Below are 12,860 nucleotides of genomic sequence, written 5' to 3' on the forward strand. Positions count from 1 at the left end.
CAAGGGCGAATATCCACAATTATTCGATATTACTGATATTAGGGTCGATCGTGTCGCTATCTAAATCGAGTAATCCGATTAATGCATCTAAGTCACAGATTACCAGATGGTGTTTATCATAGGCTACATAGCCTAATTTTCGTAACTCACTGAGCATGCGGTTTAAACTTTCCCGAGATGTGGCAGCAAATTCAGCTAACTCTTGATTTGTTAACGCGATATCTATATAGATACCGTCATCACGTTGAATACCATAGCTATTAGCTAAACGCAATAGTGTTGAATAGAATGCACCTTTTTTGCCATACAACAACAAATCTCTGTATTTGGCTTGTTGTCGCCGCATATGAAGTGTATAGATTTTCATCATTGCAATGGCCAGTGAATGGTCCTTTGCAATGGCTGGTTCCAAAACATCATAACGGATGGAATATACCGAGCATTTTTCACGTGCAATCGCATTAAACACGTAAGTCCGGGTGTTCGTCTCGTACAAAGGAATTTCACCAAGCACATTATTTGGCCCCACCAACCGATGAGCAAAAATATGACCACTTGCCTCAAATTTCTTAATACTAAGTCGCCCTTCGCGGACAATAAAAAAATGATCTGCTATATCACCTTCGTGAAACAAAAACTCGCCTTTTTCAAGGTGAATTGTTTCTCCTGGCAATGCAAGTAACTGGTTAATTAACTCCTGTTCCATACTATCACCGTGCATCTTTCAGTGTCATTTGTCCATATTGATTGTGAAAGTAGCTTTCACAATCAGCCATGCACAAAAGGCACATATACTATATACTTTACGTATATTATCCCTATTATAACCGATTAATTCTCATATAAGTGTGTTTTTCGTCACATTCACATTATATTCTGTCCTATATAATAATGGTGTGATTTTAGGCACACTCTCTATTATTATAGTACCACATTTTACAAGGCTTTTAAACGAGATGTGCCACATATTCGTGTGAAAAGATCTACCCTTTATCACATGTGTTTTAGTTAAAGGAGAGCTCTCATGTCAGAACTAAAAATGCCTCAAGTAGGGGCAAGCCGTAGCGAAATTGTGGCTAATTGGCAACCAGAAAATCCAGAATTTTGGGAAAAGTTTGGTAAAAAAATTGCTAAACAAAACCTGGTTATATCCACAATTGCATTAACCCTTTCATTCTGTGTATGGTATTTATGGGCAACCATTGCAGCACAACTAAATGGCGCTGGCTTTAACTTTACAACAGATCAATTATTTACATTAGCCGCATTACCAGGTCTTGTAGGTGCTACATTACGTTTCGTATATACCTACATGCCGGCCTTAATCGGTGGTAAGAACTGGACATTTATTTCCACACTTATTTTATTAGTTCCTGTTGTATGGCTTGGCTTTGCCGTTCAAGATACAACAACTTCTTATACGACATTCATGATTTTGACTGTCCTTATCGGTTTAGCGGGCGGCAACTTCTCGTCCTCCATGGCGTACATTGGCAACTTCTTCCCTAAATCCGAAAAAGGTACTGCTCTTGGTATCAACGGCGGCGTTGGTAACCTTGGTGTTTCTGTAATCTACTTCTTGGCTCCATTTGCTATGGGTTCTACTGCACTAGGTAGTGTATTTGGTGTAACACCAGCTATCATCAAAGGTAACGCAGTATACCTTGCCAATGCAGCTTTCATGTGGATCGTACCACTCGTTGTTATCCTTGCACTTATGACACGTTTCATGGATAACTTACCACTAGAAAAACCAAATCCTAAAAATCTTGTACAAATCTTTGGGAACAAACACACTTGGGCGTTTGCATTACTTTATACATGTTCCTTCGGTGCTTTCTCTGGTTATGCAGCAGCACTTGGTCTATTAGTAGGTAAAGAATTCCCAGAAGTACCATTTGCTTCTATCGCATTCGTAGGTCCACTTGTAGCAGGTGCACTTCGCCCTGTAGGTGGTTGGTTAGCAGACAAAATTAACAGCGGTACAAAAGTTACCTTTGTAAGCCTTCTCGGTCTATGTGCAACAACAGCGCTAATTGCGGTTGGCGTAGATATGCACAACTTCCCATTCTTCTTTGCTATGTCCGTGTTGACATTCGTATGCTGTGGTTTCGCAACAGGTGCCACATTCCGTATGATTCCTCACGTATTTGGTAATCCATTACTATCTTCTTTAATCACAGGCTTCGTAGCTGCCGTAGCTGCATACGGTGCCTTCATTACACCTAAGATTTTCGGCTTCGTATACTCCACATTCGGCAACATTCACCCTGCATTCGCAGCACTACTAGCATTCAACATCGTAACAGTTGCGGTTTGCTTCTGGTTCTATGTGAGAAAAGGGGCAAACATGAACGTATAAATTCATGTTCTACCTTATAGCTGTATAGAAAATATAATTTACATCATTAAAGAAAATATAATTCACCCTTAATTTGGGTAATGAAATACCCCCTCAGTCGTCCTCCACCGCCTTAACGGCCTGCGGCTAGGCCTTGGCCTAGCAAAGTCGGACTCTCTGAGGGGGTTATTTCATTAGAAATTAGATGTGAATTAGATTATCTACATGGTGAATTATATTTTCTATTACAGCAATGACGGTTGTCCATGAATTTATGCGTTCTAAATAGACAGAACGGTCTGCGGCCTAGGGCCTTGACCTAGTAAAGTCGGATAATTGTGGGTGTTCTTTTATTGGAATTTAGATCTGTATTAGAACATCACATAGTAAATTATATTTTCTGCCACAGCAATTACGGTCGCCCATGAATTTATGCGTTCGAAACAAACACAACGGCCTACGGCTAGGCCTTGACCTAGCAAAGTCAGACTCTCTGAGGGGGTTATTTCATTAGAAATTAGATGTGAATTAGATTATCTACATGGTGAATTATATTTTCTATTACAGCAATTACGGTTGTCCATGAATTTATTCGTTCTAAATAGACAGAACGGTCTGCGGCCTAGGGCCTTGACCTCATCCATATACCTCTTCTAGAAATTAGTACAGGCCTGTACTAATTTCTAGGTGAGCATGTATTGATGCACCAAGGAAGTATGTGAGCCTTATATGCTTATTTTCTTTGTAACCCACGGTAAACGAGTTCAAAGATAACTTTCTGCGCTTCTAACCATTCATCGCTTTGGGACCACTTATATTGTTTATTAACAGCATATAGTCCGTGCACTAAAAATACAAAAACGGATATACCCACGTCAAATGAAGTCCCAAGGGCTTTTGCCACAACGAGCCCTTGTCGATCTTTTTCACATCCTATAATGCGTTGTAATACATATTCTGAAATTTGTTCATCTAAAAATAGAGGTAAATACTTTTTATGTCGTATAATACGCTGACATAAGGGCAATCTATCAAAAATAGAATCGTATGCTTCTCTCAATGACACTGAATCAGAAGCAGCCGATAAGGTGTTAGCTATAGTTTGTAAATTGTTGTTATCTACCATTCCTGGCTTTGAATAAGCAATTGCATCATCTACTAAATCATCAACAATTTCCATGATATTGCTATAGTGTAAATAAAAAGTAGAACGAGTTATACCTGATGCTTTACACAATAATGTTACGGTTAAAGACTCAAAAGAATGGTTTTCTAAACAACTAAGCAACCCTTCTTTTAACAACATTCGTGTCATTTCTTTTCGAGTTATCATATAACCTCCTACATAGACACATTTATACAATGTGTCTATTAACAAACATAGTGTCAATTATTGTTGAGACTAGTATAACAAAACAAGGTACACTAATTCTAGGGATTACAAACAGTAATCTATTTGATTAGATTTTCAAAATACAATTAAGGAGATACCTATGACACAATATACTCACATTAGAAATGCTACAGGAAAATTAACAATAAAAAACACAACATTTCTTATTGATCCATTCTTAGCACCAAAAGATACTTATCCTGGCTTTGAAGGAACATTTAACTATCAACAAAGAATGCCTATGGTTGATTTACCTGTATCAATGGACAATCTATTAAGCAATGTAACTGCAGTAGTAGTTACACACACACATCTCGATCATTGGGATGACACGGCAATTAAATCTATTCCAAAGTCACTTCCTATTTTTGTGCAAAATACAGCGGACAAAGAACTTATTATCTCCCAGGGCTTTAATGATGTACGCATCATTTTTGAAAGTCTTGAGTTTAATGGTATCACATTGAGAAAAACAGGTGGCTCACACGGCACTGTAGAAATGTATGCAAATCCAGTTCTCGCACCATTAGCAGGCGATGCAATGGGCGTTATTTTTGAAGCAGAAGGCGAACCAACTGTGTACCTTGTAGGCGATACAGTATGGACAAGCGATGTAGAGAAGGCTCTCCTTCGCTTCGACCCTAATGTTATTATTATGAATACAGGATATGCTCAAGTTTTGGGCTTTGAAGATAGTATTATTATGGGGACAAAAGATATTGGCCGCATGGTAGTACGCAAACCAGAAGCTAAAATCATCGCGGTTCATATGGATACAGTTAATCATACAGCAACAAGCCGTAAGGATGTGCACAAATTTATCAAAGGCACCCATATCGAAAGCCATGTAGCAGTCCCTGAGGATGGAGAAACTATTATACTATAAGTTACTATATACCTATGTTGTTTTTATGTTGTTATTGAGGTATACTATAAACATAAAGAGAGTCATTGACGTGTGCAAGCGTTAGGCTCATCTAAAAATTTGGGAAATAAGATGCGCCTAACGTGTAAGTATTACCAGTACTTATTACGTTAGGCGTTTCTTAAGTTTATTTAAGTAAACTTAAGATAGATACAATTATGGAAATTACAAAAAGAATTATATAAACCTTCTCGAATTTACTCATAATATCACCACCTTTCGGTGATGAACCTAACTCACGTCAATGACTCCTGTTATTAGTATAACAGAGTTATAAATGACGTAATAGATTAAGTTGATGAACTTTTGATTAAAAGAGATAGCGGACAAATTGTCTGCTATCTCTTTTTTCTACTTTCACACATATTTATTAATTAGGCTAAAACGTAGAAAATAAAACTCATCATTTAGATTTACTAATTTAGAGTTTACCTCTAATGAAATAACCCTCTCAATACGTCCGACTTTGCTCTGTCTTTTCTCCCTATACAAAAAAGACCCTCTTCAGAATCCGACTTTGCCCCTGTTCCGAAGGAACAGATCTGGGCGGTGGAGGATTATGGAGAGGGTCTTTTGTTTATATTATATTATTTTACTTCTGCCCAACCTAAAGCAGCACGTTTTTCATCGATATCTGCCAAGATTTTTTCAGCAACTTTAGCTGGATCTGTATTTACATACATAACAGAGCCTAGGATGTCTTTAGTGTCTTCTTTCAACCATTTTGTAACAGCATCAGAGCCTTGTGTAGGTGGCTCAACGCAGTGGTAGGAGTTGATACCCATTAGGCGGAAGCCAAGGGATGCATCGATACCTTTTTCGTTAGACCATTCAGGGCTAGACATAGCAAATGGCATTTGTGGTAAGTTAAGACCTAATTCACCTGCAATACCAGCAAAGATACCGGAAGAACGAGCATTATCTACACATTCGCCAACATGCCATACTGGTGGTTGATCATCGCCCAAGAACTCTTGCAATGCAGGGCTACATTTCTTAATAGCATCTGTATTACAGTAACCAAGTTTCATCAATGGGAAGGACGCACAACCATTTGTTAAGATGATACAGCCATTTTTGATAAGTGTATCAACGATATCTACAGTTGCTTTTTCGTAGATAACGCGAGGATTGGAACAACCTACTACGTTTACGATACCACGAACTTTACCAGATTTTAAAGCCTCTGCCAACGGTTTGAAGGAACCGTAATGTTTAACAGTGGATTCTGGAGAGAAACCAACTTCAGCAGTGATTTCATATGGCGGAATGAATACAGGCATGCCTTTACGCAATTCATGAGCTTCAAGAGCGCGATCCAAGATTTTGCGAGCCAATGCTTTTGTTTCAGACAAGTTAGTATGATGGTGATCGTAACCAATATGTTCTGCACCTGGTAAACGAGCTGCATCAGATGTAGTGATAACTTTTGTGTTGAAGCAACGTGCTACGTCCATGATAGCAGGGTAAACGTCTTGAACGTCAGCTACCCAGCAATCGAGTGCGCCTGTACCAAGTACAAGTTCCGCACCGATAGCATTACACAATGGAATAACATTTTCATAACGGTACATGCTGGACAAACCAGAGCAGCAGATACCGTAGAATTGGATACCTTTAGCACCGATAGCTTTTGCTTTTTCTAAGTACTCTTCAGAGGCACCAATTGTACAAATTTGGGATACTAATGTTGGCAAGTGACCATGAACAGCGATATTTACATAACCTTTTTTCAAGGCACCGATGTTAACTTTGGATGTACGGCGACCGCCTTGTCCGAACAATGCATCTGTAGCGATATCTGCTGCTACTACGCCAGTGAATGTGAAAGCAAGACCACAACGCAAGAATTGTTTCATATTGCTTTCCCAGTCGCCATCGGTACCTACACATGTACGATGGTATGCATCAAAGGCTTCATTGTACGCGGAAATAGGCAAAATATCCAAGTTTTTCCAAACTTCGCGACGTTCAGCAGGAGCCATTGCTGTAATTGTTTTATATTCGCCAGGCAATGCACGACTTAAATCTTCTAATAGAACGTCTGCTAAATCATTAGCTACTTCTTTCAAAGAACGACCTTCTTCAGGGATGTTGAAAGCCTTACATACAGTACGGATTTTTTCTTCGCCCAAAATTGGAATATCCAATTGATCATTAGCGGCAGCTTTCAAAGAAATCAAAATTTCACGAGCATGCGCACCATGTTGAGTCAAACCACCAGCAGCAGCACGTGTCATGTTACGAGCTACGATAAGATCAGCATCGGCACCGCAGACGCCACGAGGGCTCTTAGGCGTAATTTTACATGGACCCATGAAACAAATACGACAACATACGCCAGCAATACCGAACGCACATTGAGGTTGTTGTTTATCGAAACGGTCGAATACAGTGTCGCAACCGATTTGTTCCATACGAAGAATCATCTCACGCACGGCAGGGTCAGGAGTTTGCTCGATAACATCTTGCTTAGTAGGCCATGTTTTACGATACTCAGCAACAGCCTTAAGATAATCATTTACGCCATGTTCATGAGGAACGCCTGGTTCATGAGTGTGTGGCACCCATTTATCTGTAGGCAAAGCCTTTTCATGGCTATGATCGTGACCATGGTCGTGGTCGTGATGATGTTCATGGTCATGGTCGTGATCATGATTGTGGTCATGGTCATGATGGTGATGATGACCGCCGCAATGGCAATGATGATGTTCACCATAGCTATGGTCATGGGTATTTTTATTTTCCACGTCTTTACTCATTTTAAACCTCCTAGGGGCCTACGTAGGCCAACCGCTAATAACAAGAAAACATATTCTTCTTCTATCTAACTTAAATCCACCTTAATTGTGGGTTTTAAATCCTATCTCATAAATATGTTTTAAACTATCATAAGTATATTTGTTGAGAGGACAATTGTCAATTAAATTTTATACATATTATAAAAAAATATCCGCTCCTATCCCCATTATAACAATGTTTTTCAATTACAAAACTCATAATAACTTCATAAAACAAACTGATTTTTAATTCCTGTTTATTATAGGAATTAAAAGCACTCACGAGAAATAAATGCCTCATAATACTACTTCGATATACATCAATAATTCTCCTGCATCATTTTCACAAAATTTTACTGCTCCATCTAAAATATTTTAAACATTAGCTCCGTTTTAGAGCAGTAGCGTGCCTCTCTTAACGCAGATATGATAAAAACTTTAATGTACTTACTGAATAAGTAAGGATGAAAAAATCCTCCTCAAACGACTTCGGGCTCCGCGTAGCGCAGTAGCTTCCCCCTACACCGATGCACTAAAAACCTTAATGTAAAAAATACAGAAAAGAAATAGCCCCTCTGGAAAAAACTTCGGGCTCCGCGTAGCGCAGTAGCTTCTCTAACGCAAATGTGCTAAAAACTTTAATGTATAAGCATAAAGGATAAAGTAAAAACAGCCCGTCACAAATGACTTCGGGCTCCGCTTTAGCGCAGTAGCGTGTCATTTGTGACGGGCTGTTTTGTATTTAACTATAGTGTTACATTAAAGTTTTTAGTACATCAAGTACTTCGTGTGGTAATTCATTTTTACCGTCTTTGAGTTTTTCCACGTATTCAGAGCGGAATTCAAAGGCTTGGTGTAGTTGGTGATGGTATTCACGTACATCAAATGGGGGTTCGAATCCTGGCACTTCTACGTAGGATAGGTTTTCATAGGCACCGAATGGTTCGAATTGTAGGTCTCCTTCTACTAGGCGTTCTAATAAATCAAGGGTCACTTCTTTAGGGATTTTCTTTTCAAGGAAGAATCCGGTGTTCATGATATAGCAATCTACGCCACATTCTTTGAAGAGTTTTTTGTAGCTTTCATAATCACGAACTAGCGGATAGGTACGGAATGGGTTTGCATATGGCTCAATAACGAGTGCATTTGGATCGACGTTGGCATCGAGTTTTTCCGCAGTAGAGCGGCGTGTTGCAAGGGTTGCGCCCATAGTGGAAGCCAACACAGGGTCGTCGATTTTAAGGATTGGTGGCAATGTTTTATCTTTCATTAGCCACACAATGGCATTAACCGGTTCGTCCACGTGGTTTACGCGATTGTCTGTCCAGAATTGGGATTTAATAGCACGGCCATTATTGTTGCGCACGTCCTCAGCCAATACGACCTTATTACCATTTTCATCGAGGGTAACGCCTACGTTTTGCAATGTTAATAAATATTTATTAGCAGGGTGTTCCACAGGATAGTCCTGCATTTTATCAAAGTATGTTGGTTCCATCGCAACGGAGGACAAATCATTTGTATTGATGATATATGCATCGTCATGCAAGATAGAAATATTATAGCGACCATTGTGTTTTTCGTGAGTCAATGTAGATTTACCGGAACCGGATAGACCAAATACGCCGATTGTGAAAGACTCACCATTTTTAAGGTTATAGCGTTTCATACCGCCGTGGCAGGCTACGTAGCCATAACGGTTTGCCAAGGACCAAGCCAATGTTAATGTGCCTTTTTTATGTTCCCCAAAGTAACGCATGCCAAGAATCATAGCGCAGTTATGAGCAGGGTCAAAAATAGCAAGACCACCTGGATGACCCGGTACTACATAGTCAGGGTCAGAGTAGATATAAATATCCCCTTCCGGGATGTCCTTACTGTTGTTATAGAACTCTTTCACTGCATCGTCAAAGAATTTAAAGTTCATAATCCAAGAATACATGATAGATGCATGATCCTTTGGAATCATAAGATGAGCACGAGCCGTGAATTTTTGATCAAGACCAACCACAACTTGTGTAGAAATCCATTCTTTATTGCGACTATCATACACAGCATCACGAGCGATACCGGCTAATTCGACTTCATCAATACCTTCATCACCAATGATACGGCGAGCCTTCGCATAGCGGCCAGTCGTTTTACCATCATTAGTTACGAGAATTTTAGCATCAGCTGGTAAACCTTGTTCTTCTGGTTTAAATACAGGCATATCAAGAAGAATGACACCTGGTTCTTGCGTTGCCAATGTATACGCTTCTGCTACAGATGTAACAGGTTTTACGTTATTGCCATAAAACGCAGTTTCAATGGTGCTGCGTAATTTAGAAAATAACGGATTTGTCTTGATTTCACTTTGATTCCAAATGCGACGTGTTGCCATTCTAATCCTCACCTTTATCGTATAACTTTATAAAAACCTATCGGTACGTGTATTGAAAATACTTCTAATAATTTCTATTTTACCTGTTTTTAACAAATTTGTATACACGAAAGAGATGAATAAAAGTAAATTATTGTATGTTTATTTTAAATTAGTGCAACACATTTTGTAATAATAAAAATTGATAATTATTGTAAGCTCTCAGAGAGTTACTTTTTATTAATAAATGCGTTGATTATCGCCTACAAAGTCAGTTTTATCCCAAGTCAACAATGTACGGGAGCCTTCTAATTCACGGATATGTGTACAATCTTGCATCATTTCTAGTACGCCCCGGAATTTACCATTTTCATCGCGCACGGCCGTGTAGATAACATAGATAAACAAGCCCGGTTTATTGATCCAAAATTCTGCTTGGCTTTGTTCTCCCGAACGGAATTTCTCTACGATTTCTTCTACTACATGAACAGACTTCGCAGGATGGCAATTCTTCACCTCTCGGCCAATAACATTGGCACTACGAGGGAAAATGCGATGTGGTGTATCACTGTAGAATTTAACGAGTTCATTTTCATCTACATAGGATAAATCCACAGGCAGATGACGGAACAACAAATTAATTTGCTCTAAGGTCAATTTGCCAGTGGCCACATCTAGGACAGCATCCTTACTAACGGCTGCACTTCCTACAGGGCCAACATATTTGGATAATAAGCCTGCCAAATCATTTAGAAATTCATTAGATACTGCACTATTTTGACTAGAAGCATTTCCATTTAATGAGGCTGCGGAATCGTTAATACCTGACACGACATATAAACCTGGTGCATTAATAATAGCATAACCGATTTCATGGTCATTTTTGCTCATGCGCACAAACTCTTCATCGCTTAATAATTTAAAGGATGTTGGCAATAAAACCTCTAACTCCTTAGAGTTCAAATCACGCAACTTTGCCAGTGTTTCTGGAACAGATGCTAAAAACTCCTCATATTTATCTTCACGAAGCAATGCGTAGGATGAAGAGATAGCATCGCGCACGCCATCATCAAAGGTCCACATAATACGCGTAGGACGATCAAACCCATGATTTTCTAACATTGGATATAATTGATTTTGCTTACGAGATAGATGGATACGCCATTCTGCTAAGGAATCAAAAATACCAAGCCAAGGATTTTTAATAAACTTATCTTGTTTTAACAATTCATCCGCTTCAAGAGCTACCTTTTCAACCGCATTAATTTCTTCTAAATAAGCCCACAACGGATGATTCTCTGGGTACTCATTTTCGGCACGCACTAATACACCGTCAAATAAATTCAACAAATCATCCATCTTGTCTAGTATTTCTTCATCCTTATAGACACCTTTCAAACTTTGCTCTGCATAAGCAAATTCGTCAGGCTTACAAGTACCTAACTTTTCTTTTAAAATACGGTTACCCTCTTCCAAGGATAATTTACCGTCTAAATAATCCTCTTTAATAGATACAATAATTCTGTACCGTTCGTTATTAATATCTAGCTTTTGCTGTAATGGATTCATATGCTTATACCTCCAGGGGTCAAAGACTATTAGTATATACAATATATTATTGCTATATTAAATATACTTTTATTATATTCATTTTGAAAGTAATTTTCAGTTGCTACAGATACATTTCCTAAGATAATTGAGCCACAAAACACTTTCACCCAATATAATTAAATCCTTAAGTACTTTCACCAGCACATAAAAAGGCACCCATACAATGTATGAGTGCATTCTATTAATTCCTTAAATTAATATATTCAGTTTTAGATGCCTCTACAGGATTGCCATTGCTATCCGTAGCCGGTGTAAATTTCCATGTAGAAATTGTATTCACAATGGATGCATCCGCATCACTACTACCAGTGGATCCTTGTAATTCTACATGAGAAACGGATCCATCTGTATTAATAGTAAAGTTTACATTAACAACAGTTGCATCACCGGCATAACCATGTAGTACACCAGAATCAAAGCCTGGTGTAGATATTGCTTTTGGCGCTTCATAAGGTGTGGCCGCCAAAGAAACAGCGGCAGACATGGACATAATTAATGCCGTTAAGGCAACACAACGCAATACATTACTCATCATCTTTCTCCTCATTTAGTCTTATGACTACTCTCATTATTGAGTCCTAGACTGTTTCACTCCTTATTTTGCCTTAGGACCATTCGCTTTCGCATTCACATCAGACGCATGATTATCGTTAGACTGTGATTTGTCTACCGTCAATTTACCATTGCCGGACTTAGCTGGAGCATTACCCTTTGGCAATGTAATTGTCATGCCTATGATGGATGCATGGGCTTTTTGATCTGTGCCAATAGCCGGCGTAAATTCCCATTGTCTAATAGCAGCTTTCACAGCCTCATCAACAGGACCATAACCAGAGGATTGTTCTACAAAGACATTTTCAACCTTGCCTTGTTTGTTAATTAGGAATCGTACACGCATATGATCTGCTACGGTAATTCCATTTGGAATAGCTGGCATCGTAGGTTTAACGATGGATACCTCGCGAGGTGCTTCTGTAAATCTACCCGCAGCCGCATCAGCATGAGCAGGCATCATAGCACCTACCGCAAATGTAAGAACAGCAGCACACGCGAATCGAGTTAATATATTCATGGTTTGTTCCCCCTCGAAATTAATATAATAAATATACATATATAATACTCGATAAAGATGAAGAAAAAAATACCCAACTGCAAAATGTAGTCTATTAGTAAAAAATATATGTATATAATAATTTTTATTGATAATTTTTCTCATTTATGATATATTGATTTCAAGATAACTGTTCGGACTTACATATCAAGTTGATATGACAAAAAAATTACACAAAGGAGGTTCATCATGAGACGTAGAAAGCGTATTCAAATGAAGGTCATGATGGTACTTGGTATCGTTGCCCTCGTTGGGCCAAACCATCTACAATCTCTCATCCACTAAACGATCGTGACCTTAGCAGAAAACCGTATAACTGCCACTAGCCGCTACGTTA

The 12,860-nt window shown here is 38.8% G+C and carries 9 protein-coding genes; 2 read left to right on the top strand and 7 right to left on the bottom strand.

Going from position 1 to position 12,860, the window contains the following annotated elements; translation table 11 throughout:
- Nucleotides 1-19: 19 nt before the first annotated feature.
- On the bottom strand, nucleotides 20-706 hold the full coding sequence (locus tag O3598_RS05475) for a Crp/Fnr family transcriptional regulator (RefSeq protein ID WP_009661772.1): 687 nt from the start codon (nucleotides 704-706) through the stop codon (nucleotides 20-22).
- 318 nt (nucleotides 707-1,024) lie between these two features.
- On the opposite strand from O3598_RS05475, the gene O3598_RS05480 reads away from it, so the two are divergent.
- Entirely contained in the window at nucleotides 1,025-2,362 is a 1,338-nt protein-coding gene (locus tag O3598_RS05480) for an MFS transporter (protein WP_371452071.1), read from the top strand.
- A 712-nt stretch (nucleotides 2,363-3,074) separates the two neighbouring features.
- Here O3598_RS05480 and O3598_RS05485 read toward each other — a convergent pair.
- Nucleotides 3,075-3,674 (bottom strand): TetR/AcrR family transcriptional regulator, encoded by a 600-nt coding sequence (locus O3598_RS05485; RefSeq protein WP_371452073.1) that lies wholly within the window; start codon nucleotides 3,672-3,674, stop codon nucleotides 3,075-3,077.
- 160 nt (nucleotides 3,675-3,834) lie between these two features.
- Between O3598_RS05485 and O3598_RS05490 the strand changes: the two genes are divergently transcribed.
- Entirely contained in the window at nucleotides 3,835-4,620 is a 786-nt protein-coding gene (locus O3598_RS05490) for an MBL fold metallo-hydrolase (RefSeq protein WP_302745676.1), read from the top strand.
- A 626-nt stretch (nucleotides 4,621-5,246) separates the two neighbouring features.
- Here O3598_RS05490 and cooS read toward each other — a convergent pair.
- The 5 genes from cooS to O3598_RS05515 form a co-directional block, all read right to left on the bottom strand.
- On the bottom strand, nucleotides 5,247-7,421 hold the full coding sequence (cooS, locus tag O3598_RS05495; RefSeq protein ID WP_009661828.1) for an anaerobic carbon-monoxide dehydrogenase catalytic subunit: 2,175 nt from the start codon (nucleotides 7,419-7,421) through the stop codon (nucleotides 5,247-5,249).
- Nucleotides 7,422-8,193: 772 nt separating this feature from the next.
- The gene (locus tag O3598_RS05500; RefSeq protein ID WP_275249593.1) at nucleotides 8,194-9,822 is read right to left on the bottom strand and encodes a phosphoenolpyruvate carboxykinase (ATP); all 1,629 of its coding nucleotides are present in this window, start codon (nucleotides 9,820-9,822) and stop codon (nucleotides 8,194-8,196) included.
- 219 nt (nucleotides 9,823-10,041) lie between these two features.
- Entirely contained in the window at nucleotides 10,042-11,370 is a 1,329-nt protein-coding gene (locus O3598_RS05505) for a DUF438 domain-containing protein (protein ID WP_371452076.1), read from the bottom strand.
- 223 nt (nucleotides 11,371-11,593) lie between these two features.
- A complete protein-coding gene (locus O3598_RS05510; RefSeq protein ID WP_302411795.1) occupies nucleotides 11,594-11,944 on the bottom strand; it encodes an energy transducer TonB in 351 nt (116 codons plus the stop codon).
- Between the two features lie 63 nt (nucleotides 11,945-12,007).
- Nucleotides 12,008-12,484 carry an energy transducer TonB gene (locus tag O3598_RS05515; protein WP_005378233.1) on the bottom strand — a complete coding sequence of 159 codons (477 nt, stop codon included), beginning with the start codon at nucleotides 12,482-12,484 and terminating at the stop codon, nucleotides 12,008-12,010.
- Nucleotides 12,485-12,860 lie beyond the last annotated feature (376 nt).

It is taken from the genome of Veillonella atypica (assembly GCF_041431435.1).
Classification (GTDB): domain Bacteria; phylum Bacillota; class Negativicutes; order Veillonellales; family Veillonellaceae; genus Veillonella; species Veillonella atypica.

Bases quoted from the DNA above. Each gene is read 5' to 3' on its own strand.
- O3598_RS05505 (WP_371452076.1), bottom strand. From the start codon at position 11,370: ATGAATCCATTACAGCAAAAGCTAGATATTAATAACGAACGGTACAGA.
- O3598_RS05480 (WP_371452071.1), top strand. From the start codon at position 1,025: ATGTCAGAACTAAAAATGCCTCAAGTAGGGGCAAGCCGTAGCGAAATT.
- O3598_RS05500 (WP_275249593.1), bottom strand. From the start codon at position 9,822: ATGGCAACACGTCGCATTTGGAATCAAAGTGAAATCAAGACAAATCCG.
- O3598_RS05490 (WP_302745676.1), top strand. From the start codon at position 3,835: ATGACACAATATACTCACATTAGAAATGCTACAGGAAAATTAACAATA.
- O3598_RS05515 (WP_005378233.1), bottom strand. From the start codon at position 12,484: ATGAATATATTAACTCGATTCGCGTGTGCTGCTGTTCTTACATTTGCG.
- O3598_RS05510 (WP_302411795.1), bottom strand. From the start codon at position 11,944: ATGAGTAATGTATTGCGTTGTGTTGCCTTAACGGCATTAATTATGTCC.
- O3598_RS05485 (WP_371452073.1), bottom strand. From the start codon at position 3,674: ATGATAACTCGAAAAGAAATGACACGAATGTTGTTAAAAGAAGGGTTG.
- O3598_RS05475 (WP_009661772.1), bottom strand. From the start codon at position 706: ATGGAACAGGAGTTAATTAACCAGTTACTTGCATTGCCAGGAGAAACA.
- cooS (WP_009661828.1), bottom strand. From the start codon at position 7,421: ATGAGTAAAGACGTGGAAAATAAAAATACCCATGACCATAGCTATGGT.